Source organism: Microbacterium sp. nov. GSS16 (assembly GCF_028198145.1).
GTDB lineage: Bacteria > Actinomycetota > Actinomycetes > Actinomycetales > Microbacteriaceae > Microbacterium.
Genome location: NZ_CP116338.1, coordinates 2837374 through 2862186, shown reverse-complemented (window position 1 = coordinate 2862186; position 24813 = coordinate 2837374). Strand labels below are relative to the sequence as shown.

At 68.6% G+C, this 24813-nt stretch carries 29 protein-coding genes; 12 read left to right on the top strand and 17 right to left on the bottom strand.

Annotation, left to right across the window (positions count from 1 at the left end; translation table 11 throughout):
• The first annotated feature begins 5 nt into the window (after window positions 1–5).
• On the top strand, window positions 6–572 hold the full coding sequence (locus tag PGB26_RS13650) for a LemA family protein (protein WP_071644583.1): 567 nt from the start codon (window positions 6–8) through the stop codon (window positions 570–572).
• Between the two features lie 117 nt (window positions 573–689).
• On the opposite strand, the gene PGB26_RS13645 is transcribed toward PGB26_RS13650, so the two are convergent.
• Window positions 690–1952: a winged helix-turn-helix domain-containing protein gene (locus PGB26_RS13645; RefSeq protein ID WP_271638230.1), complete on the bottom strand. Its 1263-nt coding sequence runs from the start codon at window positions 1950–1952 to the stop codon at window positions 690–692.
• A gap of 69 nt (window positions 1953–2021) precedes the next feature.
• On the opposite strand from PGB26_RS13645, the gene PGB26_RS13640 reads away from it, so the two are divergent.
• Together PGB26_RS13640 and ilvA are read left to right on the top strand one after the other, a co-directional pair.
• The gene (locus PGB26_RS13640) at window positions 2022–3221 is read left to right on the top strand and encodes an AI-2E family transporter (protein WP_271638228.1); all 1200 of its coding nucleotides are present in this window, start codon (window positions 2022–2024) and stop codon (window positions 3219–3221) included.
• Window positions 3218–4465, top strand: a complete 1248-nt coding sequence (gene ilvA / locus PGB26_RS13635; protein ID WP_271638226.1) for a threonine ammonia-lyase — start codon at window positions 3218–3220, stop codon at window positions 4463–4465. Before PGB26_RS13640 ends, ilvA begins: the two co-directional genes overlap by 4 nt.
• 94 nt (window positions 4466–4559) lie before the next feature.
• Here the strand turns inward: ilvA and greA are convergent, their stop codons facing one another.
• Window positions 4560–5048, bottom strand: a complete 489-nt coding sequence (greA, locus tag PGB26_RS13630; protein ID WP_271638225.1) for a transcription elongation factor GreA — start codon at window positions 5046–5048, stop codon at window positions 4560–4562.
• Between the two features lie 120 nt (window positions 5049–5168).
• On the bottom strand, window positions 5169–5555 hold the full coding sequence (locus PGB26_RS13625) for a DUF4307 domain-containing protein (protein ID WP_271638223.1): 387 nt from the start codon (window positions 5553–5555) through the stop codon (window positions 5169–5171).
• A 71-nt stretch (window positions 5556–5626) separates the two neighbouring features.
• Here PGB26_RS13625 and PGB26_RS13620 point away from each other — a divergent pair, with 71 nt between their 5' ends.
• Window positions 5627–5872, top strand: coding sequence for a hypothetical protein (locus tag PGB26_RS13620; RefSeq protein WP_271638221.1), 246 nt, complete (start codon window positions 5627–5629; stop codon window positions 5870–5872).
• 12 nt (window positions 5873–5884) lie between these two features.
• On the opposite strand, the gene PGB26_RS13615 is transcribed toward PGB26_RS13620, so the two are convergent.
• A complete protein-coding gene (locus tag PGB26_RS13615) occupies window positions 5885–6358 on the bottom strand; it encodes an S-ribosylhomocysteine lyase (RefSeq protein WP_271638219.1) in 474 nt (157 codons plus the stop codon).
• Window positions 6359–6482: 124 nt separating this feature from the next.
• On the bottom strand, window positions 6483–7169 hold the full coding sequence (trhA, locus tag PGB26_RS13610; protein ID WP_271639691.1) for a PAQR family membrane homeostasis protein TrhA: 687 nt from the start codon (window positions 7167–7169) through the stop codon (window positions 6483–6485).
• A 138-nt stretch (window positions 7170–7307) separates the two neighbouring features.
• On the opposite strand from trhA, the gene PGB26_RS13605 reads away from it, so the two are divergent.
• Window positions 7308–8090 (top strand): isoprenyl transferase, encoded by a 783-nt coding sequence (locus tag PGB26_RS13605; protein WP_271638218.1) that lies wholly within the window; start codon window positions 7308–7310, stop codon window positions 8088–8090.
• 202 nt (window positions 8091–8292) lie between these two features.
• Entirely contained in the window at window positions 8293–9648 is a 1356-nt protein-coding gene (locus tag PGB26_RS13600) for a PhoH family protein (RefSeq protein WP_442922990.1), read from the top strand.
• A 518-nt stretch (window positions 9649–10166) separates the two neighbouring features.
• Here the strand turns inward: PGB26_RS13600 and PGB26_RS13595 are convergent.
• From PGB26_RS13595 to xseA, 9 genes are all read right to left on the bottom strand, one after another.
• Complete coding sequence (locus PGB26_RS13595) at window positions 10167–10736, bottom strand: hypothetical protein (RefSeq protein ID WP_271638216.1); 570 nt, start codon at window positions 10734–10736, stop codon at window positions 10167–10169.
• A 266-nt stretch (window positions 10737–11002) separates the two neighbouring features.
• Window positions 11003–11548: a hypothetical protein gene (locus PGB26_RS13590; protein ID WP_271638215.1), complete on the bottom strand. Its 546-nt coding sequence runs from the start codon at window positions 11546–11548 to the stop codon at window positions 11003–11005.
• A gap of 55 nt (window positions 11549–11603) precedes the next feature.
• Window positions 11604–12011, bottom strand: a complete 408-nt coding sequence (locus PGB26_RS13585; protein ID WP_271638213.1) for an endonuclease domain-containing protein — start codon at window positions 12009–12011, stop codon at window positions 11604–11606.
• On the bottom strand, window positions 12008–12442 hold the full coding sequence (locus tag PGB26_RS13580; protein WP_271638212.1) for a type IV toxin-antitoxin system AbiEi family antitoxin domain-containing protein: 435 nt from the start codon (window positions 12440–12442) through the stop codon (window positions 12008–12010). The genes PGB26_RS13585 and PGB26_RS13580 overlap by 4 nt, the downstream gene beginning before the upstream one ends.
• 326 nt (window positions 12443–12768) lie before the next feature.
• On the bottom strand, window positions 12769–14163 hold the full coding sequence (locus tag PGB26_RS13575) for a class II fumarate hydratase (RefSeq protein WP_271638210.1): 1395 nt from the start codon (window positions 14161–14163) through the stop codon (window positions 12769–12771).
• The gene (locus tag PGB26_RS13570; RefSeq protein ID WP_271638209.1) at window positions 14160–14834 is read right to left on the bottom strand and encodes a carbonic anhydrase; all 675 of its coding nucleotides are present in this window, start codon (window positions 14832–14834) and stop codon (window positions 14160–14162) included. The genes PGB26_RS13575 and PGB26_RS13570 overlap by 4 nt, the downstream gene beginning before the upstream one ends.
• Window positions 14831–15472 (bottom strand): DUF4245 family protein, encoded by a 642-nt coding sequence (locus tag PGB26_RS13565; protein ID WP_271638207.1) that lies wholly within the window; start codon window positions 15470–15472, stop codon window positions 14831–14833. The genes PGB26_RS13570 and PGB26_RS13565 overlap by 4 nt, the downstream gene beginning before the upstream one ends.
• Entirely contained in the window at window positions 15469–15699 is a 231-nt protein-coding gene (locus tag PGB26_RS13560) for an exodeoxyribonuclease VII small subunit (RefSeq protein WP_271638205.1), read from the bottom strand. Before PGB26_RS13560 ends, PGB26_RS13565 begins: the two co-directional genes overlap by 4 nt.
• 205 nt (window positions 15700–15904) lie before the next feature.
• A complete protein-coding gene (gene xseA / locus PGB26_RS13555) occupies window positions 15905–17182 on the bottom strand; it encodes an exodeoxyribonuclease VII large subunit (protein WP_271638204.1) in 1278 nt (425 codons plus the stop codon).
• A gap of 235 nt (window positions 17183–17417) precedes the next feature.
• Between xseA and PGB26_RS13550 the strand changes: the two genes are divergently transcribed.
• Genes PGB26_RS13550 through PGB26_RS13540 form a run of 3 tightly spaced genes read left to right on the top strand, consistent with a single transcriptional unit; the run spans window position 17418 to window position 20281 of the window.
• On the top strand, window positions 17418–18461 hold the full coding sequence (locus PGB26_RS13550) for a 4-hydroxy-3-methylbut-2-enyl diphosphate reductase (protein ID WP_442923022.1): 1044 nt from the start codon (window positions 17418–17420) through the stop codon (window positions 18459–18461).
• Window positions 18458–19006 (top strand): DUF6264 family protein, encoded by a 549-nt coding sequence (locus tag PGB26_RS13545; RefSeq protein WP_271638202.1) that lies wholly within the window; start codon window positions 18458–18460, stop codon window positions 19004–19006. Before PGB26_RS13550 ends, PGB26_RS13545 begins: the two co-directional genes overlap by 4 nt.
• A gap of 9 nt (window positions 19007–19015) precedes the next feature.
• On the top strand, window positions 19016–20281 hold the full coding sequence (locus tag PGB26_RS13540; RefSeq protein WP_271638201.1) for a hypothetical protein: 1266 nt from the start codon (window positions 19016–19018) through the stop codon (window positions 20279–20281).
• A 100-nt stretch (window positions 20282–20381) separates the two neighbouring features.
• Here the strand turns inward: PGB26_RS13540 and fbaA are convergent, their stop codons facing one another.
• Entirely contained in the window at window positions 20382–21410 is a 1029-nt protein-coding gene (fbaA, locus tag PGB26_RS13535; RefSeq protein ID WP_271638199.1) for a class II fructose-bisphosphate aldolase, read from the bottom strand.
• A 182-nt stretch (window positions 21411–21592) separates the two neighbouring features.
• Between fbaA and glpX the strand changes: the two genes are divergently transcribed.
• Together glpX and PGB26_RS13525 are read left to right on the top strand one after the other, a co-directional pair.
• The gene (gene glpX, locus PGB26_RS13530) at window positions 21593–22579 is read left to right on the top strand and encodes a class II fructose-bisphosphatase (protein WP_271638198.1); all 987 of its coding nucleotides are present in this window, start codon (window positions 21593–21595) and stop codon (window positions 22577–22579) included.
• Between the two features lie 106 nt (window positions 22580–22685).
• Window positions 22686–22964: a hypothetical protein gene (locus PGB26_RS13525; RefSeq protein WP_271638196.1), complete on the top strand. Its 279-nt coding sequence runs from the start codon at window positions 22686–22688 to the stop codon at window positions 22962–22964.
• 25 nt (window positions 22965–22989) lie between these two features.
• Here the strand turns inward: PGB26_RS13525 and PGB26_RS13520 are convergent, their stop codons facing one another.
• Entirely contained in the window at window positions 22990–23373 is a 384-nt protein-coding gene (locus tag PGB26_RS13520; RefSeq protein WP_271638194.1) for an ankyrin repeat domain-containing protein, read from the bottom strand.
• 27 nt (window positions 23374–23400) lie between these two features.
• Window positions 23401–23994, bottom strand: a complete 594-nt coding sequence (locus PGB26_RS13515; protein WP_271638192.1) for a 3'-5' exonuclease — start codon at window positions 23992–23994, stop codon at window positions 23401–23403.
• Window positions 23995–24054: 60 nt separating this feature from the next.
• Between PGB26_RS13515 and PGB26_RS13510 the strand changes: the two genes are divergently transcribed.
• The gene (locus PGB26_RS13510; protein WP_271638191.1) at window positions 24055–24795 is read left to right on the top strand and encodes a class I SAM-dependent methyltransferase; all 741 of its coding nucleotides are present in this window, start codon (window positions 24055–24057) and stop codon (window positions 24793–24795) included.
• Window positions 24796–24813 lie beyond the last annotated feature (18 nt).

Genomic DNA, 24813 nt, shown 5'->3' with positions numbered 1-24813 from the left:
TGTGCATGGAATGGCTGTGGCCGGTACTGATCGTCGTCGGAGTGCTGCTGCTCGTCGGGATCTATCTGTGGTCGACATACAACTCGCTGGTGCAGCTGAAGGTGCGAGTCGACGAGGCGTGGAGCGGGATCGCCGTGCAGCTCAAGCGCAGAGCCGATCTCATCCCTAACCTCATCGAGACGGTGCGCGGCTACGCCGCGCATGAGAAAGAGGTCTTCGAAGGGGTCACCCGAGCGCGCGCCGAGACGCTCGCCGCGTCGGGACCGGCCGAGGCCGGGGTGGCAGAGGGGCACCTGCAGCAGGCGCTGCGCAGTCTGTTCGCCGTCGCCGAGGCGTACCCGCAGCTGCAAGCCAGCCAGAACTACCTGCAGCTGCAGCACTCGCTGGTCGACACCGAAGACAAGGTGCAGGCGGCTCGTCGCTTCTACAACGGGGGCGTCCGCGAGCTGAACACCAAGATCAAGGTCTTCCCGAACAACCTCTTCGCCCGCGGACTCGGCTTCACCGAGCGCGAATTCTTCGAGGTCAACGACGACGGGGCGATCTCCGAACCGCCGCGCGTGCAGTTCTGACACGAAGAGGCTCGATGCGACGAAGTCGCATTGAGCCTCTTGCGTGTCAAGGTTGAGCGAGCTTGCGAGTCGAATCACCGAAAGCACCGAACGCCCCGCCCTCCGACGGGGCGTTCGTCACTCCCGCGGATGCACGTGTCGCTCGACCGACGTCACGGCGCCGTGCAGTGCGTGCGCCACGTCATCCGCCGCGTCGCCCCACCCGGACACGCTGATCCGCTCGAGGCCCTGCCAGAGCGCGGCGCGCGCGAGCTCTTCCGCGACGCGCTCCGCGTCGGCCTGCGGCCTGGCCTGCCGCTCCCACCACGCCGACTGCACCCGCAGTGTCGACGATGCGCGATCCGCCTTCAGATCGACCCGCCCGACGACACGGTCAGCGACGAGAACCGGCAGGGAGTAGTACCCGAAGCGGCGCTCGGCGGCCGGCACGTAGATCTCGATGCGGTAGTCGAAGTCGAACGTCCGCAGCGCCCGATCGCGGAACCACACCACAGGATCGAACGGGGTCAGCAGCGCGGCGCGATCCATGCGCCGCGGCAGCACAGCATCCCGATGCCGCCACGCCGCGATCGGCTTGCCGGCCCGCTCCCAGCCGCGCACCGAGACCGGCTCCAGCTCACCCGCGTCGACGAGGTCGCCCACCGCCGCCCGCACCGCGGACTGATCGCGCAGGCGGTGGTAGTCGTTCAGATCGGCGATCGTCGCGACGCCGTACGACCGCGCCGCCCGCCGCACCAGCTCGCGCACAGCCTCATCGCGGGGGATGACGGTGCGTCGGATCTCCGGCGGGATGATCTGGGTCGCGAGGGCGTAGCGGCGCTCGAATCCGACGCGCCCCGCGATGGCGACCTCACCGCATCGCCACAACTGCTCGAGCGCGATCTTCGCCTCATCCCAGTCCCACCAGGAGCCTCGCTCGCGAGGCGCGTCGTCGCGCAGGTCGGCAGGCCGCAGCGGGCCGCGGGCGTGCAGCTCATCGCGCACCCAATCGAGGGTGCGCCGGTGCACATGGCCCCATCCGCCCGGTCGCTCCGCTCGCTCGCGCCACTCCCGCATGCGGAAGCCCCACAGCGCCCAGTCCGCGACCGGCATGAACGTCGCCTCGTGTGCGAGGTACTCCACGTAGTGCGTGGTGCGCGCCAGGAAGGTGCGATCGAGCAGGGTCTGGTCGTACGCGCCCAGGCGGGAGAACATCGGCATGTAGTGCGAACGCGCGAAGACGTTGACCGAGTCGATCTGCAGCACGCCCAGCTGCGACATCGCCCTGTGCAGATGACGGACCGCCACGGCATTCGGTCGGCGCCGGGAGAACCCCTGCGCCGCCAGCGTCATCCGGCGCGCTTCGGCAGCGCTGAGGGTGTTCGAGGGCGGAGCGGTCACCGCGCCAGAGTATCCGCACCGACCGACATCGGGTGCGATGCCGATTCGAGGCGTACGTAGAATTGCACAATGAGCGACGACCCCCGGCCGAGGTTCCGCAATCCCTTCCGGTATCAGCCGCCCGTGCTCGAGCGCACGGTGACCACCACAGCCGGTGAGGCCGTGCCGGCACCGCTGCGCGTCACCGCCGCATACGCCTGGCGCCTGCTGGTGATCGCCGGCCTGATCGCGCTGTTCATCTGGCTCGTGATGCTGCTGAAGCTCCTGGTCATCCCCCTCCTGGTCGGCATCCTGATCACGGCGCTGCTGTGGCCGGCCTTCCAGCTCATGCTGCGCGCTCACTTCCCCCGCTGGCTGGCGATCGCGGTGACCGTCCTGGGCACGCTCGGGGTGGTCACGGGGCTGTTCTGGCTGGTGATCTGGCAGGTGCGCAGCCAGCTGCCCGACGTGCAGGCCAAGACGATGGATGCCATCCAGCAGGTGCGCATGTTCCTGCTCGACGGTCCGCTGCATCTCACCGAGAAGCAGATCGACGGCTACATCCAGCAGGGCATGGGGTTGCTGAACGAGCAGGCCGATCTGCTGCTCAACGGCGCTCTCGCCGTCACCGGGACCGCCGCACACATCCTCACCGGTGCGCTGCTGTCGCTGTTCATCCTGATCTGCCTGCTCGCTGACGGTGCGGGCATCTGGCGGTGGACGCTCAAGCTGTTCCCGCGCATGGCGCGCCCGGCGGCGGACGCGGCGGCCCGCAACGGCTGGGCGACGGTGGTCGACTACGCGCGCACGCAGATGTTCGTCGCCGGCATCGACGCGATCGGCATCGGCGTCGGCGCAGCGCTGCTCGGAGTGCCCATGCCGATCCCGGTCGCAGTGCTCGTCTTCCTCGGGTCGTTCGTGCCCATCGTGGGCGCCGTGGTAACCGGAGCGGTGGCGGTGTTCCTCGCCCTGGTGTACAACGGTCCGGTGATCGGGCTGCTCATGCTCGGCGTGGTGCTGCTGGTGCAGCAGCTCGAGGGCCACATCCTGCAGCCGATCCTGATGGGCTCGGCTGTGAAGGTGCACCCCCTGGCCGTGGTGCTCGTGGTGGCGGGTGGCGCGATGATCGCCGGCATCCCCGGCGCCCTGTTCGCGGTTCCGCTGGCCGCATTCGTCAACGTCGCCGCCGTCACCATCGGCTCGGGCGCGTGGCGCACCGGGCGTGAACCCGCCCCCGAAGATCTGATCTGGAGCACAGTGCCGCGCGAGCGGCAGAGGAGGAATCGATGACCGCAATCCCGAGCGTCGCCGCCATCCCGAGCCTTGCCGAGTTCACCGCGGCGGCGGAGAGCCTCGCCGGGGTGATCTCCCGCACGCCGACCGAGCTGTCGCGCGCTCTCGGGGAGACCCTCGGCTCGCCCGTCATGCTCAAGATGGAGAACCTGCAGCGAACCGGGTCGTTCAAGATCCGCGGGGCGACCTACCGCCTCTCGCGGCTGACCGACGAGGAGCGGGCCAGGGGAGTGGTGGCAGCCTCGGCCGGCAACCACGCGCAGGGCGTGGCTCTCGCAGCTCAGATGCTCGGCATCCCGGCGACGATCTTCATGCCGCTCGGCGTGCCCGTGCCCAAGCTGCTCGCCACCCGGGGCTACCGCGCCGAGGTCGTGCTCGAGGGCGAGACGGTGGCCACCTCCCTGCGCCTCGCAGCCGAGTTCGCCGAGCGCACCGGTGCCGTGCTCATCCACCCCTTCGACCACCGCGACATCGTCGTGGGGCAGGGCACGCTCGGCCTCGAGGTTATCCAGGACGTCCCCGACGTCGACACGGTGATCATGGGCATCGGCGGCGGTGGACTCATCGCCGGCGTCGCGGCTGCGGTCAAGGCCGCTGCCGCAGCCGCCGGTCGCACTGTCCGCGTCATCGGCGTGCAGGCCGAGAACGCCGCCGCGGTGCCGCCGTCGCTCCAGGCAGGCAGCCCCGTCGAGATCCAGACCCACCCGACGATCGCCGACGGCATCCTCGTCGCACGGCCAGGGGACGTTCCGTTCGAGATCATCCGCGAACTCGTCGACGAGGTGGTCACGGTCAGCGAGGACGACATCGCCCGCGCTCTGCTCGTGCTCCTCGAGCACGCCAAGGTCGTCGTCGAGCCCGCCGGTGCCGTGGGCGTGGCCGCCATCCTGGCCGGCAAGGTGCACGACACGGGCGTGACCGTGCCGATCCTCTCGGGCGGGAACATCGACCCGATGCTGCTGCAGCGGGTCGTGGCGCACGGTCTTGCGGCGTCGGGTCGATACGCGACCGTGCGTGTGCCGCTTCCCGACCGCCCGGGTCAGCTCGCGAAGGTCTCGGATCTGCTCGCGCAGGCAGGCGCCAACGTCATGGAGGTGCTGCACACGCGCCACGGTCACGGTCTGCAGATCAGCGACATGATCCTGCAGCTCTCGATCGAGACCCGCGGACCCGAGCACACCGAGCTCGCCCTCGAGACGCTGCGGCAGGCGGGATTCGCCCCCGTCGTCGTGCCGGACTGACCGCGCGCCGGACTGACCGCGCGCCGGGCTGACCGGGAAGACGCAGAACGGCGGGATGCCATGCAGCATCCCGCCGTTCGTCGTCTTTGCGGAGTCAGCCGGTGTAGGTCTCGACGCCGGTGATCTCGACGGTGATCGCGCGTCCGTTGGGCGCCTCGTAGCTGGACTTGTCGCCGACCTTCAGGCCGATGATCGCCTGGCCGAGCGGGCTCGCCTCGCTGTACACGTCGAGGTCGCCGCCGGCGGCGATCTCACGGCTGCCGAGCAGGAAGACCTCCTCGTCGCCCGCGACCAGCGCGGTGACCACCGTTCCGGGCTCGACGATGCCGCGGCTGGTGGGCGCCTCGCCCACCTTCGCCGTCTTCAGCAGCTGCTGCAGCGTGCGGATGCGCGCCTCCTGCTTGCCCTGCTCGTCCTTCGCGGCGTGATAGCCGCCGTTCTCCTTGAGGTCGCCCTCTTCGCGGGCCGCTTCGATGCGGGCGGCGATCTCGTCGCGGCCGACGGTCGAGAGGTGCTCGAGCTCTTCGACGAGCCGGTCGTAGGCCTCCTGGGTGAGGAAAGGTACCTGAGCGTCTGTGGACACAGCCTGCTCCTTCGGTGCGGGCCCCTTCAGGGGCTTGGGGATGTCGAGCCGTCTCGTGGCCCGTGGGATATGCAAGACGCCCCGGCATCGGCCGGGGCGTCGGTCATCTTTCGGATGATTCTAGGCGACCCAGCAGGTCTTCACCAAACCGGTCGTGGCTTCCGCGACGGTCGGGATGCTGACCGCGACGCCCTTCGTGTGATGCTCGCCGCCGGCGATCTCGACGATCTTCCAGCCGACGACGCCGAACTCCTCGTCGAGCGCCTCCACGGCGCAGGCCACATCCGCCCCCTGCGGTGCGGTGAACTGGAAGCGCAGGTCGACGCTGTGCGCGTCGACCACGGTGAAGCCGAGGTCATCGGCATCCACTGCGCGCATCTGCTGTGCCACGATCGTCCAGCCGAGCGCGACGACGGCCGCCAGGGCGACGGCGCCGAAGATGATCCAGGGCAGACGCCGCCGCGGAGTGCGGCCGTATCGCTCATCGAGCTCGCGTGCGGTGGTCACGTCTCTCCCGGGTGTGGACGGCGGATAGGCTGGACTTCCAGGTTATTCGACCTGCAAGGAGAAGGCGGACCATGATCCTGTTCGGTGAGACCACCCCGATGCCGACGCCGTCGATGACGGTCGATCCGAACTCGGTGACCCCGGGGTTCGCCGGCTTCGCCATCATCGTGATCATCGTCGCGGCCGTCGTGCTGCTGATCTGGGACATGAACCGCCGCATCCGCAAGGTGCGCTACCGCGAAGAGGTGCGGGAAGAGCTGGATGCCGAAGAGGCCGCGCTGCGCGATCAGGCCGACGGCGACGAGAGCGCGCGCTGAGCCCCGCTCGGCTCACACGCCGGTGCGCTCGAACGCGTCGAGGCTGATTCCCTGATCGAGGATGGTCTTCGACCACTCCTTCGCACTGTGCAGGCTGTGGTCGCGGTAGTTGCCGCATTCCACGGCCGAGACGCCGGGCACGTCGCTCCATTCGGCGCTCTCGGCGATGAACTCCAGGCCGCTGCGCACCGCGGCGACGACGTCCGCGACGGCGGGCTCGCCCCAGAAGATCGCGTGGAATCCGGTGCGGCATCCGAACGGCGAGATATCGATCAACCCGTCGATGCGGTCGCGCACGAGGCTGGCGAGCAGGTGCTCGATGGTGTGCAGTCCCGCCGTCGGTATCTCGCCTTCGTTCGGCTGCACGAAGCGCACATCGAAGTTCGAGATCGCGTCGCCCTTCGGGCCGTGCTCGACGCTGATGAGACGCACGTACGGCGCCACGACGGCGGTGTGATCCAGGGTGAAGCTCTCGACTTCGGCCATTGTCGCTCCTCTGCTCTGCCGGGAGTATCGAGCGTATCCCGCGTCGGGGTTCGACGTGTCGGAGCATTACCTCCCGCGACAGGGCCGGCGATCGGCATCCGGATGCGGCGCGTGCCCGCCTGCGTCAGCTGCCGAAGCCGAGTGACGGGGAGAGGGGGTCGAGCGAGATGAGCAGGCACGCCGTCCAATGGCACAGGAAGGCGAGCACCGTGCACACGTGGAAGATCTCATGGAACCCGAAGTGCCCCGGCCACGGGTTCGGCTTCTTCATCGCGTAGACGATCGCTCCCGCGGTGTACAGCAGACCGCCGACGCAGACGAGCACCATCATCGCGACGTTCGCCTGCAGCAGATCGACCATGTACATCACCGCAGCCCAGCCGAGCGCGAGATAGAGCGCGACGTAGAGCCAGCGCGGGGCGTTGATCCAGAACACCCGGAAGAGGATGCCGAGCACCGTCCCGCTCCACACGACGATCAGCAGCACCATGCCCTTCTGCGGGGGAAGGGCGAGGACAGCCAGAGGCGTATAGGTGCCGGCGATGAGGAGGAGGATGTTCGCGTGGTCGATGCGCTTGAGGACCGCCTTGGTCGTCGGACCCCAATCGAAGCGGTGGTAGAGCGCGGAGTTGCCGAAGAGGAGCAACGACGTCACCATGAACACCGCGGCCGCCCACTTGGCCGGGCCGCCCTGAGCGAGGACGATGAGCACGATGCCGGCCACGATCGCGATCGGGAAGGTGCCGGCGTGGATCCACCCTCGCCAGGTCGGTCTCACCTCGACCGCGGCATCGACCGCGGCCGCCTCCATCAGGGGGAGCTCGGGGACGTCTGCGTTGTCAGAGGGGCGGGTGCTCACGCGCTCACTCTACGTTCGGGCGCATGCCGCAAGCGGTACATGAGCTGGGAGCTGCCGCGGGCTCGCGTCGGGTGGGAGTAGCGTAGGCACGTGACTGCACGTGAGAGCTCGGGGCGGGGACCCCTCTATCGGCTCTACGGACGACGCCTGCGACGGCGGATCGACGTGTCGAAGGCGCCGCACCACGTGGCGATGATGATCGACGGCAATCGTCGATGGGCGCGACAGCTCGGTTTCGACAGCGCCGCCGCCGGGCACCGCGCCGGGGCCGCGAAGATGCGCGAGTTCCTCGGCTGGTGCGATGAGCTGGGCATCGGCGTCGTCTCGCTCTACCTCCTCTCGGCCGACAACCTGCTCAAGCGCGACTCGAAGGAGATCGACGATCTCATCGAGATCATCGCCGAACTCGCCGAGACGCTCGCCGAGCACGGCGAATGGCGTGTGCAGCACGTTGGCCGCTCCGACATCCTGCCGCCGGAGCTGTCACGGGTGCTGGCCCAGGCTCAGGAGCGCACGAGCGGCCACGCCGGGATGCACGTGAACCTCGCGGTCGGCTACGGGGGCCGCCACGAGATCGTCGACGCGGTGCGCAGCATCATCGGCAAGCACAACGCGTCGGGCGGCACCCTCGAGGATCTGGCCGAGCAGCTGACGCCCGAGATGATCGGCGAGCACCTCTACACCGGGGGTCAGCCCGACCCCGACCTGGTCATCCGCACGAGCGGCGAGCAGCGGCTCAGCGACTTCCTGCTCTGGCAGAGCGCGCACAGCGAGTTCTACTTCGTCGAGGCTCTCGGCCCCGACCTGCGCGAGGTGGACTTCCTCCGCGCCATCCGCGACTTCGCCGACCGTGACCGCCGCTTCGGGCGGTGACGCCGCCTCCCGGCATCCTGACCCTCGTCGTTCACCGGAACGTAAGCGAACCGTTCCGCGTGTCTCCCGTTGTGTGCGGCGAGCGGAAGTACGTTCGTGGCATCGGACACCGTGTCCGGTCGGGTCGGCCTCCAGGTTCGCGACTCGTGACCCTGGTCGACTCGCTGCAGAGCCGGGAGCACATCCCGAGTGGGAGTGGATCGTGACCACACGTACAGCACAGCAGCAGTCCACGTCAGCAGCCCGAGCCGTGTCACACGATGACACGGCTCTTCGCACATATGTGCTCGACACCTCGGTGCTGTTGAGCGATCCACAGGCCCTGTTCCGGTTCGCGGAGCACTCGATCGTGCTTCCGGTGGTGGTGATCAGCGAGCTGGAGGGCAAGCGCCACGACCCCGAGCTGGGCTACTTCGCCCGCCGCGCGCTGCGTCACCTCGATGAGCTGCGGGTCGAGCACGGGCGGCTGGATCTCCCCATCGAGGTCGGCGACGGCGGCACCCTACGGGTCGAGCTGGGAGCTGTCGACATGTCGGTGCTGCCGGCGGGCATCCGACTCAGTGACAATGACAGCCGCATCCTCGCCACGGCGGCGCAGCTGGCCGGAGAGGGGCAGAACGTCACGATCGTCTCGAAGGATCTGCCGATGCGCGTGAAGGCGGCCTCGCTCGGTCTCGCCGCGGAGGAGTACCTCGCCGAGCAGGCGGTGGATGCCGGATGGACGGGCATCGCGACCCTCGATCTCTCGGGCGACGAGATGAGCGACCTGTACGAGAGCGAGGTCGGCCTCAGCGAAGAGGTGCGCGGGATGCCCGTGAACACCGGGCTGATCATCCACTCCGAGCGTGGGTCGGCGCTGGGGCGCGTCGTGGCCGACGGCGAGTACCGGCTGGTGCGAGGGGATCGCGACGTGTTCGGGATGCACGGTCGTTCTGCCGAGCAGCGGATCGCGATCGACCTGCTGCTCGACCCGGAGGTCGGCATCGTGTCGCTGGGCGGGCGGGCCGGCACGGGCAAGTCAGCATTAGCGCTGTGCGCCGGTCTGGATGCGGTGCTCGAGCGGCAGCAGCAGAAGAAGATCATCGTCTTCCGACCTCTGTTCGCCGTCGGTGGTCAGGAACTCGGATACCTGCCCGGAGACCAGGGCGAGAAGATGAACCCGTGGGGTCAGGCGGTGTTCGACACTCTCGGGTCGGTCGTCTCGGGCAACGTGCTGGAAGAGGTCGTGGCCCGCGGGATGCTCGAGGTGCTGCCGCTCACGCACATCCGCGGCCGGTCGCTGCACGACGCCTTCGTGATCGTCGACGAGGCGCAGTCGCTCGAGCGGAACGTGCTTCTGACGGTGCTGAGCCGGATCGGTCAGAACTCGCGCGTCGTGCTCACCCACGACGTCGGGCAGCGCGACAACCTGCGAGTCGGCCGGTACGACGGCATCGCGAGCGTGATCGAGACGCTGAAGGGGCACGATCTGTTCGGTCACGTGACCCTGCAGCGCTCGGAGCGCTCGGCGATCGCAGCGCTCGTGACCGAACTGCTGGAGGGCGGCGAGCTCAGCTGAGTCGGGCCGACGGAAGCGTGCTTCCGTGGCGGCGTGCGTGACGGCGGGCGCCCGTTACGGTTCGCGTCCGTCGCGGTTCGCGGGCGTCGCGGTTCGCGGGCGTCGCGGTTCCGATCCGTTACGGTTCGCGTCCGTTCGGTTCGCGGGCGTCGTGGTTCCGGGCATCGCTTCCGCTTACGGTTTCCGGCCGTCGCTTCCGTTACGTTTCGGGGGGCCGACACGCCAGATGACGGACGTTTCTCGCGAATCCGTCCGACATCTGGAGTGTCGACCCCCGATTCGCATCGCGTTGGCGGCGGGTCGGATGCCCGGATGCCCGGATGCCCGGATGCCCGGATGCCCGGATGCACGGATGCACGGATGCCGGATGCCGGATCTGTCTCGACGGGGCACGGTCTCGACGGCGCATCCTCTCGACCGCGCACGCCTCGCGTCGCAATCGCCGGCCTCGAGTGGGGGCGAGCTTCAAGCTGAGGCGAGCGCGTCGGCGAACTCGATGGCTCGAGGCGATGCTCGGGTCAGCAGCCGGGGGCGGAAGGCTGCTCAGCGCACGTGCGAGCGACCAGCGCGGTGTGCGCCTCGAAGATGCGGATCTGCTGTGCCGGGCCGGTGATGTCGAGCTGGCCCTCGACCGGGAACCAGCCGACACCCAGGTCGATCTCGGCTGTGTAGGCGATGTCGACGCTCGCGTCGTAGGTTCCGCGATCGGCGTAGGTGTGACTGGTGCCAGTGGGCGTGAACTGCGCTTGGCCGAGGCTCTCCCAGCTGGTGCCGGGGGAGGAGGTCGTCTGCGACTGCCCGTCTCCGTAGTGGAACGTGTAGGAAACCGGTGTGAAGCGCACGTCGATCGGGAATCCGAACAGCTGACCCGAACGGACGTGCGTCGCAGCCTCGGTCACGAAGTTCGTCGGGAGGCCCACGACCCCGAGATTTCCTGGCTCGCCAACTACGGTGCCCTGCGCCGGAGAGAAGCTCGCAAGGTCGGTGATGGTGATCGGCGGCATACCGGGCGATTCGTCGCCTTCGTCGGGTGGAGTGTCGTCTGAGGGCACGACGTTCCAGCACCCGATGTACGAGTCCCAGTCCACAAGGCATTCCTCGAACGGCGTCGGCTGTCGCGGCGCGTTATCGATCGTGGCGTTCGAGCCGCCGGGAGAATGTCTTGACGGAGTTCGTTCGCCCTGCTGGCCCGGCGATGTTCGTGAGCCTTTGATCGTCGCTGTCCCGCCGCCGAGTGCAACCTGGCACGTTCCGATCTCTAGGTCAGCGGCGGAGCACGTCGAACTTCCGCTTGCATTAGCAGCCGATGGAACAGAGCAAGCGGTGACGATGATCAGCCCTGCGAGGATCGCTGTCAGCCGGCGCATGTTGCATCCTCGACAGGGGTTGAATCGGCAAGCCGAAGGGTGGGAGACCTATAGGCAAAAGTCAGTTTGAGTGCGTAGACATCGCGACGGTCGGGCGCTACAACCGATTTTCCTGATGGATCGACTATGTCGGTGCCACTGACGTCATTGCAGGTGACTGCGATGACGATATCGCCATCGACGCGATCACCCTGGAATCGAAGAATCTCGGTTGCCCCAGTTCGGACATAGCCCTTGGCATGGAATTCGCTAAGCGTCTTTCGTTCTTGCGCGCTGTAGTCGCCAACCACAAAGTTGCGGGTCGCCTCGAAGCTGCTGGGATCTGCGAGGTCGATCTCGTTATACGCAGAAATGTATGCCCGGTACGTCTCCTCGGCGGCGGCGAAGGCTTCCTCGTCTGAGGCGAAGGCGGCAGTCTTCGTGGGCTTTGGAGTCGGCTCTGCTTCCGGGGTGCACGCCGACAGCATCCCGATCAGCAGGCCGGCGGCGGCGAGGGCCGAGCCCGTGCGCGTGAGGGTGGTCGTCATCGTCACCGCACCACGCTAACTCGGATCGCCGAGACCTCGTCGAAGTTATCCACAACCACGTTCATCCTCGCTGAGCCGTCCGCCGCAACGCCGAGATGATGGATCGCTGCACCGCGGACCAGTCGTGGATGATCTGGGCGTAGTCGAAGTGCAGTGTCTCGTACCCGAGGGCGGAAGCAGCGGCATCCCGAACCAGGTCCTTATGCCGCATGGTCGAGCCGTCGTGATTCTCCTTCCCATCCGCTTCGATGATGAGACGCCCGTCGACCACGAAGTCGACTCGTCCGACACCGCCGATGACGACCTGGCAGTCGAGCGCGATCCCCAGCAGATGCAGGCGCAGCCGCAGCAGCGATTCGAGACCGCTGTCTGAATCCGACCGCGCGAAGTCGACGAGCCATCGCGCGTGCGCCGGCAGTGCCGCACGCACGCGTGCGCGTGCGGAACGGGTGAGCTTGCGCTGTTTCAACGCCGACTCGAGTGAGCGAAGAACGACTCCTCACCCTCGCAGCGGTAGAGATGCAGAAGAGCGGTTTCGACGTCGACGACTCCGAAGCGCACACGTCCGGTGCGGAAGTAGTGGCTTACGCAACGGCATCCGGAGTGCGGATAGACGCGTCCACGGCGGCCGACCCAGACATGCGGTGGCGGCTCCGTCGACATCACCCACACGCCCAGGTGCCGCAGCGCTGCAGCGCATGTGAGTGCGCCCCCGTGCCGAGCGGCGTCCCGCTCGGCGTCGGCGGCTCCGTGTGTCGCGAACACGCCAGGACGCAACCGCTCGATCTGCCCGTTTCGCACGGCTCTGCTCAGCTGCATCCGCGAGACGCCGTAGTCCTGAAGCTGGGCGCCCTGCGCGAGTCCACCGAGTCGGGTGAGCAGATCATGGGGATCGAACATGTCCCCAGCATCCGCGACACGACGTTCGCGCTCGATCCCGTTAACCGGGGGTTGTGGACAACTCGCCTCTCCGCTCCGGGTGGGGACGGATGCGAAACGGGGGCCGACACGCCAGATGTCGGACGAATCATGGCGAAACGTCCGACATCTGGAGTGTCGGCCCCCGAAACGTAACCGCTAGGCCGGCAAGCCCCCGAAACGTAACCGGTAGGGCGGCAAGCGCCCCCGAAACGTAACCGGTAGGGCGGCAAGCGCCCCCGAAACGTAACCGGTAGGGCGGCAAAAGCCCCTGGCGACGCCGCCCGACGACCCGAAGGCCTGCGGACTCAGCCCGCGTGCGTCATCGACAGGAGGTCGAGCTTCGCGTCGAGCTCCTCCTCCGAGATCTCACCGCGCTCGACGTAGCCGAGGTCGATGACCGCGTCGCGCACGGTGATGCCCTTGGCAACCGAGTGCTTGGCGATCTTGGCGGCTGCCTCGTAGCCGATGACCTTGTTCAGCGGCGTGACGATCGACGGGCTCATGCCGGCGAAGGCCGCAGCCCGCTCGACGTTGGCCTCGAGGCCGTCGATGGTCTTGTCGGCCAGCACGCGCACGGCGTTCGAGAGCAGACGGATCGACTCGAGCAGCGCGGTGCCCATCACCGGAATTGCCACGTTCAGCTCGAACGAGCCCGATGCGCCGGCCCATGCGACCGTCGCGTCGTTGCCGATCACGCGCGCACACACCATGAGTACGGCTTCGGGCACGACGGGGTTGACCTTGCCGGGCATGATCGACGAGCCGGGCTGCAGGTCGGGGATGTGCAGCTCTCCCAGACCCGTGTTCGGGCCCGATCCCATCCAGCGCAGGTCGTTGTTGATCTTCGTCAGCGACACGGCGATCGTGCGCAGCGCACCCGAGGTCTCGACCAGGCCGTCGCGGTTGGCCTGCGCCTCGAAGTGATCCTTCGCCTCGGTGATCGGCAGCTCGGTCTCGGCAGCGAGCAGCTCGATGACCTTCTGCGGGAAGCCGAGCGGGGTGTTGATGCCGGTGCCGACGGCAGTGCCGCCGAGGGGCACCTCCGCCACGCGGGGGAGAGCCGACTGCACGCGCTCGATGCCGAGGCGGATCTGACGGGCGTAGCCGCCGAACTCCTGGCCGAGGGTGACCGGCGTCGCGTCCATGAGGTGGGTGCGCCCCGACTTCACGACGTCCTTCCACAGCTCCGCCTTCGCCTCGAGGGCGACGGCGAGGTGGTCGAGCGAGGGGATCAGGGTGTCGATGAGCGCCTGCGTGACGGCGATGTGCACCGACGTCGGGAACACGTCGTTCGACGACTGCGATGCGTTGACGTGGTCGTTCGGATGCACGGCCGAGCCGAGGATTCCGGATGCCAGGTTCGCCAGCACCTCGTTCATGTTCATGTTCGACGAGGTGCCGGAGCCGGTCTGGTAGGTGTCGACGGGGAACTCGCCGTCGTGCTTGCCGGAAGCGACCTCATCGGCGGCCTGGGCGATCGCGTCGGCGATCGCGCCGTCAAGGGTTCCGAGCTCCTTGTTGGCGAGCGCCGCGGCCTTCTTGATGCGGGCGAGGGCAGCGATCTGCGTCGACTCGAGGCCCTTGCCCGAGATGGGGAAGTTCTCGACGGCGCGCTGGGTCTGCGCGCTGTACAGCGCCGTGGCAGGCACGCGCACCTCGCCCATGGTGTCGTGTTCGATGCGGTACTCGATGTCGGTCATGCCGATCCCTCCTCAGAAGCGGGGATGTGCCCCTCGGTGTCGATGCCCACAGTGACGACGGGCACCGCGGTGCCCTCTGCGAGGCGGTAGTTCGCGCCCACGATGCCCAGCCGGCCGTCGGCGACGGCGTTGCTGATCATCTCGGACGAGTGCAGCAGGTCTGCGACGGTGTTGCGCAGGTGCTCGCGACCGACCAGTTCGGCGTCGATGTCGGCGGGCGTCGTGCCGCCGGTCTCGGCGAGCACCTTGCGCGCTGCCGGGACGATCGGTGCGATGAGCTTCCAGATGCCGGCCGGAAGCGGGGCCGAGTCGATGGCGGTGCCGTCGATCGCCGCCCGCACCGCTCCGCACGAGTCGTGCGCGAGCACGACGATCAGCGGCACGTTCAGGATGCCGACGGCATACTCCAAGCTGGCGACGATCGACTCGCCGATGACCTGCCCCGCGTTGCGGACGACGAACAGGTCGCCCAGGCCCTTGTCGAAGATGATCTCAGCGGCGAGACGCGAGTCCGAGCATCCGAACAGAGTCGCGATGGGCGCTTGACCTTCGGCCAGCTCATGGCGCTTGGAGACGTCCTGGTGAGGATGCGCGGGCGTGCCGGCGACGAATCGCCTGTTGCCGTCGAGCATCTCCCGCCATGCCTCAGCGGGGGTGAGCGTTGCGGTCATTCGGCCTCCTCAAGGTCGTCGATCTGTGCGGACAGGGTCTCTGCCAGCTCGGCCGTCGCCTCGGGCGACTGCGAGCCGTACAACAGGACGTAGTCGGGCCCGGCCTGGGTCCCGATGGCGTAGGAGATGTTGGCGGAGCCGCGACCGCGCAGGTCGAACTCGTCCCACTCGCGACCGGCGATCGTCGTCGTGCCGGTGGGGGCCATGCCGTCGAGAACCTGCGGTGCCCAGGTCACGTCGGCGTCGAACGCCTGCGCCACGCGGACGAATCCGCGCGCGTCGTCGGCGGCGGGGGCGAGCGTGATCGTCCAGACACGGGTGCTGCCGCCCGAGAGGGCGGCCTCGTTGACCCGCCAGTAGTCGTCGGCCTCGACGACGAGTGCGGGCCGTTGCATCGACGTCTCGACGTCTGCGGCGATCGCCGCGACGTCGATCGCCGGGCGGTCGGGAACCTCGCCGCGAGGAACTCCCAGCACCACGATCGCGACCACTGCGACCGTCACGATCAGCGCGGCGATGAGGTTGCGGAACGTCTGGCTCGAGCGGTAGACGCGGCTGGCCTCCGCCTTGCGGTCGGCGGTCTCCTGCGCGGTCTCGGGTCGCCCGAGACCTGCGACGACCCGCGGTTCCCGGCTCATTCGCCCGCTCCGCCGGATGCCGCGTCACGGGCGGCATCGAGCCGGCGCTTCGCGCCGAGCAACCACTCCTCGCAACGGGCGGCCAGCGCCTCGCCGCGCTCCCACAGAGCCAGGGAGTGCTCGAGCGTGGGCGAGCCCTGCTCGAGCTCGGCGACCACGCGCACGAGTTCATCGCGTGCGGCCTCGAACGACAGTTCTTCGACAGGGGAGTCGCTGGGGGCAGTCACGCCCCCATCTTACCGGCGTGTCGGACATCGCCGATCCGGTGATGCCGCGGCGGAAAGGGGGCCGACACTCCAGATGTCGGACGCATCCACGGAAAGCGTCCGACATCTGGAGTGTCGGCCCCCAGAACGTATCCGGAATGTCGGGGCCGGTGCCGGGACGGCCCCGGAGCCCGGTCGGATGCCGGAGGCGGATGCCGGGAACTGGTCAGCCGGCCTCGGATGTCTCACCCTCGGACACCGCGCGCAGCGAGCCGCGATCGACCGCCACCGTGAGCGCGGTGCCGACGGGAGCGTCGGCGGCGTCGCTGAGGATGCGCCCGTCGTCGAGGTGCACGATGGCATAGCCACGCGCGAGGGTGGCGGCGGGGGAGAGGGCACGCAGGGAGGCGCGCAGCTCGGCGGTGGAGCGCTGAGCGGCATCCAGCGCCCGGGTGACGGTGTCGCGACCGCGGGATGCCAGTAGCCACACCTCCTGTGCGCGGTCGTCGATGATCGGATCGGGCGAGCGCAGCACCGGGCGCGAGCGCAGCTGCTCGAGCTGCGCGATGTCGTGCGAGATCCTCTGAGTGAGCCGCGTCGTGGCCCTGGCCCGCAGCTGCGCGACGATCGCGCGCTGCTCGCCGACATCCGGAACGACCCGTTTCGCGGCATCCGTCGGGGTCGAGGCGCGCAGATCGGCGACGTCGTCGAGCAGCGGGTGATCGTTCTCGTGCCCGATCGCGCTGACGACCGGGGTGGATGAGGCGGCCACGGCGCGCACGAGCCGCTCGTCGCTGAAGCCGAGCAGGGTCTGCGGGTCGCCGCCGCCGCGGGCGATGACGATGACGTCGACGTCGGGATCGGCATCCAGACGGTGCAGTGCTGCGAGCACCTCGGGAACGCAGCGGTCTCCCTGCACGGCGACGTGCTCGGTGCGGAAATGCACCTGCGGCCAGCGCAGCTCGGCGTTGCGGTGCACGTCCTTCTCAGCATCCGACCGCTCGCCCGTGATCAGACCGATGCAGTGCGGCAGGAACGGCAGCGGCTTCTTGCGCGCGGAGTCGAACAGGCCCTCCTGTCGCAGCTGCGCCCGCAGCTTCTCGAGCTTCTCGAGCTGATCGCCGAGACCGACGTGCTTCATCGCCGAGACGATGAAGCTGAAGTCGCCGCCCTTGACGAAGTAGTCGGCCTTGACGGCCGCGACGACGTGGTCGCCCACGGCGAGGTCGGCGGGGATGCGCGGGCGCACGCTCGACCAGACGCGGATCGAGATCTGCGCATCGGAGCGGTTGTCCTTCAGCCGCGCGAAGACGTTGCCGCCCCGCAGATTCCACGAGGTGATCTCGCCTTCCACCCAGACGGTGTTCCAGCGGGCGATGAAATCGCGGATCGTCCCGTTCAGCCGGGCGACCGAGGTGGGGGCATCCGGTCGCGAGTCGCGCGGCGCGACCGAGTCGGCGGGCGGCGGCTCGCCGGGGATCGCGGTGGCTTCGAAGACGGTCACCCGACCATTCTTCCGGATGCCGCCGACGCGGCGACCGAGACCGGCCCGGGCGTTGCATTCCGGGGACACTCCAGATGTCGGACGGATCTCGCGAATCCGTCCGACATCTGGAGTGTCGGCCCCCAGGGCACGGTGCCGCCGACCCATCCGGCCCGCCCGCTCCCGGCCCGCGAACAGGTGGCATCGGTAGACTGGCGGGGTGAGTTCAACCGCCGTCTCGCTGCCTGTGCCGCACATTCCGACCCGTCGTCGCGCCGCCGAGCGTGCGCGCCTCGAGAACCGTCCGGTCGACGGCGAGAAGCGCGTGCTGCTGGCCGCCCCCCGTGGCTACTGCGCGGGAGTCGACCGCGCTGTCGTGGCCGTCGAGAAGGCGCTCGAGCGCTACGGCGCCCCCGTCTACGTGCGCAAGCAGATCGTGCACAACATCCACGTGGTGACCGAGCTCGAGCAGAAGGGCGCCATCTTCGTCGAGGAGGTCGACGAGGTGCCCGAGGGCGCGCACGTCGTCTTCAGCGCGCACGGCGTCTCGCCGGCGGTCGTGCAGGGCGCTGCGGATCGCGGGTTGCACGCGATCGACGCCACGTGCCCGCTCGTCACCAAGGTGCACCGCGAGGCCGTGCGCTTCGCGAGGGATGACTTCGAGATCCTGCTGATCGGTCACGAAGGGCATGAAGAGGTCGAGGGCACCGCGGGCCACGCGCCCGAGCGTGTCACCATCGTCAACTCGCCCGACGAGGCCGACACCGTGGTGGTGAAGGACCCGAGCAAGGTCGTGTGGCTCTCGCAGACGACGCTGTCCGTCGACGAGACGATGGAGACGGTGAACCGGCTGCGCACGCGATTCCCCGAACTGCAGAACCCGCCGTCGGATGACATCTGCTACGCCACGCAGAACCGTCAGGTGGCGATCAAGAAGGTGGCGAAGGATGCCGATCTCGTCATCGTCGTCGGCTCGGCGAACTCGTCGAACAGCGTGCGCCTGGTCGAGGTCGCCCTCGAGTATGGAGCGAAGGCCGCGTACCGCGTCGACTACGCCGACGAGGTGCGTCAGGAGTGGCTCGACGGGGTACGCACGGTCGGCGTGACCAGCGGGGCCTCGGTGCCCGAGGTGCTCGTGCGCGAGGTTCTCGACGCCCTCGACGAGGCCGGCTACGCAGACATCGAAGAGGTGCGCACCGCGGAGGAGGACCTCATGTTCTCGCTGCCCAAGGAGCTGCGCCAGGACAACTCCGGCAAGCGCGACGAGCGCGCTCTCGGAGGTCGGGTCTCGCGCGCATGAGCGTCGATCGGCCGCAGTACGGTGAGTATGCCTCGCCTGAAGAGCAGCGTGCGCGTGCAGGTCTGCCCCCTCTGACCGCCGATCCGGCGCCGGCCGCAGCACCGTCGCCAGCCGCAGCACCGTCGCCAGCGCCCGGCCGCAGCGCTCGACCTGCGCCGCAGGGAACCCCGGCGCACCCGGTCGGCCGGCTCGTGACGCTGGTGCTGCTGGGCTTCGGGCTCGTGAACGTCCTGTCGTCGGTTCCGCAGTTCGTGAACATGTCGACCACGCTGTCCGAGTCGATGTCGCTGCTCGGGCTCGAGGGAGAGTTCAGCAATTTCGCGGCTGCGCGCACGTGGGGCGTGATCGCCGTGGTGGTTCTGCTCGTCGGTTACGCGGCCACCGCATGGCTGTCGTTCCGGCAGATGAAGCTCGGCAGAGCGGCGTGGTGGATCCCGCTGGTCGGCTTCGTCATCACGATGTCGCTGGTGTCGGGATGCATCTCGGTCGTGATGCTGGGCGATCCGGCATTCACCGCCGGACTGCTCAACGCACCCGCCGGGTAGCCTCGAGGGGTGTCAGAAGAGCAGATCGCGTTCCACGTCAGCTATGCCCTCGTCGAGTCCGCGGAAGGCGATGATCCGACAGCGGTCGCGTCCGAGCTGCTGCGGGCAGAGCGCGTGCTCGCAGCATCCCGCGGGTCCGACGGCGGTGAAGCGGTCTTCCTGATCCCCGTCACCGAGAGCGGCGCCGTGGTCTCGCTCGATGCCGATGACCGGCTGCGGTTCGATCTGTCTGCTCTCGCTCTGCAGCAGATGTTCGACGATGCCGGGCTGACGCTGCATCTCGGCGCCTCCGACGATGCTCTCGAGGAGGTCGATCAAGAGCTCGATGAGCAGTTCGGCGCCGCGTTCGAGCAGCTCGACGACCCTGCAGCGGCTTCGGAGGATCTCGGCGGGTTCGGGATGCCCGACAGCGTCGACAACGACGGCTTCGCCGTGCAGCCGGTCACGGTTGCGGAGTTCTCGCGGCGCGGGCCGTGGGGTGCGCGCATCACCGCGCAGATCACCGGCGCCGATGTCGAATACGTCGAGACGGAGACCTGGTCGCTGTACCGCTACGCCACCGGCGGCACGCATCTGGCGGTCACGAGCGGCCGCGCCGACCATCCGATCATCGAGGTGAACCTCCCCGAGCATGGGGAGGCGTGGATCGAGGTCACCGCCGATGGAGGCACGGGGATGTTCTGGCCGAACATCGAGCGGTTCATGCAGCCGCTGCTCGATGTCGACACCATCGCGGTGCCGCAGAGCGCCGAGGTCTACCGCCGCATGCTTCTCGAGGCCGACGGCACCAGCGACGAGCTGCGCGGACTGCGCCTGGGCGTCGCGCTCGACATCAATGCGGCGGTGCGGGCATGCGCACCGGAGGCGCTCGGCGGGACGGTCGGCGAGCTCGAGCGCATCGAAGCCTTCGTCGCCGCGTTCGGCGTGCCGGCATCACTCGTCGCCGCCGGTATCGACGGGAACGGAGCCGGGCAGCGGTACGCGCCCCGTGGCTGGCCCCGAACGGTGATCGACCTCGCCGTCGGCGGCGTCGCCGAACTCACGGCACTGACCCGTCGTGAGCGTCCGCTCGCGCGGGCCGCACGATTCCTGCGGGAGAGGCCGGCGCTCGGCGTGGCGATCAGTGTCGCGGAGTTCACCGCCGGAGTCGCTGCCGCGCGGTCGCGTTCGGCGGCCACGCGGGGAATCGGCGTGCTGATGGTCTGCGACGCGATCATCGATCTGGCGATCTGGGTGCGTCGCAGCCGCAGTCGCAGCCGCACTCGCGGGCACTGAGCCGCGACCGCTGCGTCGACGACAAGAGGGATGCCCGGACCGCCAAGCGGTCAGGGCATCCCTCTTCCATGTCAGAGAGCGCTCAGCTCTCGGGCTGTGGTCAGCTCTTCGACTGACCGTACGAGCCGAGCTGGCGGGTCGACTCGACCACGCGAGCGGCCATCGCCGACTCGGCGATCTTGCCCCAGGCGCGTGGGTCGTACTGCTTCTTGTTGCCGACCTCGCCGTCTACCTTGAGCACGCCGTCGTAGTTCTTGAACATGTAGTCGGCGATCGCCCGCGTGTACGCGTACTGGGTGTCGGTGTCGATGTTCATCTTGATCACGCCGTTGGCGACCGCGAGGGCGATCTCCTCGTCGCTGGAGCCGGAGCCGCCGTGGAAGACGAGGTCGAGCGGCTTCGGACCGGTGTTGTACTTCGCGGCGACCTCGGCCTGGATCTCGCCCAGCAGCTCGGGGCGCAGCTTCACGCCACCCGGCTTGTAGACGCCGTGCACGTTGCCGAAGGTGAGGGCGGCGATGTAGCGGCCCTGCTCGCCGAGGCCGAGGGCCTGGATCGCCTGGTCGACGTCGGCGAAGGTGGTGTAGAGGGCGTCGTTCGAACCCTCGTGGGCGACACCGTCCTCTTCGCCGCCGACGACGCCGATCTCGACCTCGAGGATGGCGTTGATCGCCTTCATGCGGGGCAGAAGCTCCTTCGCGATCTCGATGTTCTCGTCGAGCGGCACAGCCGAGCCGTCCCACATGTGCGACTGGAAGATCGGGTTGCGGCCCGCCTTCACCTCTTCCTCGGATGCCGCGATCAGCGGCTCGACGAACCCGCCGAGCGCATCCTTCGGGCAGTGGTCGGTGTGCAGGGCGACGGTCACGGGGTAGTTCTTGGCGACCTCGGTCGCGTAGCGCGCGAAAGCGAGGGCGCCGGTGGCGCGAGCCTTCACGGTGTGGCCTGCGAAATAGTCGGCCCCGCCCGTGGTCACCTGGATGATGCCGTCGGAGCCTGCCTCGGTGAGACCCTGCAGAACGGAGTTGATCGTCTGCGAGCTCGAGACGTTGAAAGCGGGATACGCGAAGCCACCGGCCTTCGCGCGGTCGAGCATCTCTGCGTACTGTTCCGGAGTGGCGACGGGCATGAGTTCTCCTGCTTCTGTCGGTCGGGGTGCATGCTCACTTTAGCCCGCAGGGGTGCGGATATCCGCGTGGTTACGCCCGCCCGGGCGCGAATCTTTATCAGGTGGCAAGAAGTGCGTTTTCTTCGCCTTCATATCGTGAAAAGTCCCGATTTCCATCCTGCTTCGTCACTAGGCTGACCGGCATGGTGAGCCTCACAGCAGATCTCAGCCCCCTCCGTCCCGACCGCAACCTCGCGATGGAGCTCGTACGCGCCACCGAGGCGGCGGCCATCCGTGCCGTGCCGTTCATCGGCCGCGGCGCGAAGGAGGCTGCGGACGGCGCTGCCGTCGACGCGATGCGCGCCTTCCTCGGAACCGTCGACTTCCAGGGCCGGGTCGTCATCGGCGAGGGCGAGAAGGACAACGCTCCCATGCTGTTCAACGGCGAGGTGGTCGGCACCGGTCGAGGCCCCGAGTGCGACATCGCCGTCGATCCGATCGACGGCACGACGCTGACTGCGGAAGGACGCCAGAACGCTCTCTCCGTGCTGGCGGTCTCCGATCGCGGCTCGATGCTCGACGCGTCGAGCGTCTTCTACATGGACAAGCTCGTCACCGGGCCGGCCGGAGTCGGCGTGGTCGACATCCGCAAGCCCATCGGCGAGAACGTCCGTCGCCTCGCGAAGGCCCTCGGCAAGCCGGTCGACGAGCTCGTCGTCTCGGTGCTGAACCGCCCGCGTCACGAGAAGCTCATCGCCGAGATCCGCGAGGCCGGGGCCGGCACCCGCCTGATGAGCGACGGCGACGTCGCCGGCGGCATCAACGCCGCGCGCCACGACGCCCGCACCGACATGTGCGTCGGCATCGGCGGCAGCCCCGAGGGGATCGTCACCGCCTGCGCGATCAAGGCGCTCGGCGGTCACATCCAGGGCGTGCTCTGGCCGCGCGACGACGACGAGCGCCAGCGCGGGATCGACGCGGGGCTCGATTTCGACAAGGTGTACGAGGCCGACGACCTCGTGCAGGGGAACAACACGATCTTCGTCGCGACCGGCGTCACCGATGGACAGCTCGTGCGGGGCGTGCGGCGTGAGGGCAACTACCTCTACACCGAGAGCGTCGTGCTGCGTGGCGCGTCGGGCACACTGCGTCGCATCGTGTCGGATCACCTCGTCTCGAAGTGGCTCTGACCCTGGCATCCGACCTCGCATCCCGGCATTCCCAGCAGAGGCTGGCAGAATAGACGTGTACGGCGTGACCAGCGCGCCGCCATGGTCATGAAGAGGAGTGCTCGGGATGCCGTTGAACGAGACGTCTGCGAGTCCGAGCCGCGCCGCGCACATCACCACCCCGACCGGCCGCATCCTCCGTGTCACCGAGGAGCAGATCATGGCCGCTCAGCAGGCCAAGGCCGCCGTGCAGCCCGGATTCGATCCGGCACGCCGTGCGGACGTGCTCTTCCGGGTTCGGCGCGAAGAGGGACACGAGCTGAGCTCGTGGTGGTTCATCGGCGCGTTCCTCGCGACCTCCAGCGTCGTCATCGCGCTGCTGTCGTGGGTGCCGGGCGGCGCGTGAGTCGCCGAGCGCTCACTCGGGCCTCTCAGTAGGAGTCGAGGACGGCGCGCATGTCGCCGAGGCCGAACTGGTCGGCGATCTGCTTCGCGCTGTGCCCACCGGCATCCTGATCGGCACCGGCATCGAGCAGCAGCCGCAGCAGCGGCTCGTTGCGGCGGAACACGGCGCACGAGACCGCGGTCTGCCCGTTCGCGTTGACGGCATCCAGGTCGGCGCCCCGTGCGATCAGCTCACCGACCGTCTCGACGTGCTCGGCGTAGGCGGCGACGATGAGCAGGGTGTCCTGACGTGGATTGCGCACGTCGACGGGCACCCCGGCGTCGATCATCTCGCCCAGGGGTTCGGTGCGACCCTGACGGGCGAGGTCGAAAGTGCCCTCGATGACTTCGAGGCTCAGTCCGTTCGTCACCTGACCATTGTGTCGGATGTCGCCAGGTCAGGCCACAGCGGGCTCGAGCTCACAGACGAGCGGGGCCGAGAGAGCCACGCCCAGGGCGGCGCCGAGTGCCGCGACATCGCGCACCGCGGCACGACGGGCGGCGTCGATGACGATCTGCGCGCACGCACGGGCGTCGGCGAGAGCGTCGTGGTGCGCGAACTCCCCGAAACCGGCCGCAGCGGCCGCGAGCGGCAGTCGGTACGAGTCCAGCGTGTACGTCTTGCGGGCCACGGCGAGCGAGCACAGTGAGCGGTACGGCGGCGCGGCGAGGCCGGTGGCCTCGCAGGCGCGACGCAGCACGTTCAGGTCGAATCCGGCGTTGTGCGCGACGAGCACGTCGTCTCCCGCGAAATCGCAGAGGCGGTCGAGCTGCTCCGCCCACGTCGCGGCACCGATGACGTGGTGCGGATGGATGCCGTGGATCCGGACGTTCCACTCGTTGAAGTCGTCGTGACCCATCGGCGGACGGATAAGCCATCCGGTCTGCGCGACCACCGCGCCGTCGCGGACGCGGACGAGCCCGACGGAGCAGGCGGAGGCGGGACTGGAGTTCGCCGTCTCGAAATCGATCGCAGTGAAGTCCAGTGGCACGGATCCACCATCCCGCGGCATCCGGACGCCGCCCGGCAGACTCGCCGTAGGCTGACGAACATGGGCGATTCGCGAGCGACATCCTTCGGCGCCGAGGCCGACAGTTACGAGGCGGCACGACCCGACTATCCGTTCGAGGCGGTCGCGTGGATGCTCGAGTGCATGCCCGAGGGGTCGCGTCGTCTCGCGGATGTCGGCGCGGGAACCGGCAAACTCACCCGGGTGGTCGTCGAGGCGCGCGACGCCGAGGTCGTCGCCATCGATCCGGATGCCACTATGCTTGCGAAGCTGCGTGAGCAGGTGCCGGGCGTGCCGACGTTCCTCGGCACAGCGGAGGCGCTGCCGCTTCCGGATGCCAGTGTCGACGCGGTCGTGCTGGGGCAGGCGTGGCACTGGGTTGACCCCGTCACCGCGTCCGCGGAGATCGGGCGGGTGGTGCGCCCGGGTGGGACGCTGGGGCTGATCTGGAACGCACGCGACGGCCGCGTCGACTGGGTGCGCCGGCTCACGGCGATCATGCGCGCGAGCGCCGCGGAGGAGATGCTCGACGCCGGCGGTCCCACCGTCGCACCGCCGTTCGGCTCGCTGGAGGGCGAGCGGTGGGAGTGGCGGCGGCCGATGACGCGTGCCCAGCTGCACCGGATGGCTGCGTCGCGCAGCCACCTCATCACCGCATCGGAGAGTGAGCTGGCGAGCATCCGGCGGGGGATGGACGACCTGTTCGACGAACTGGGGCTGGATGAGGAGTCGAGCATCGACGTGCCGTACGTGACCTGGGCATTCCGGGCGCTGCGCGGCTGATCCCACCGACTCTGCGGC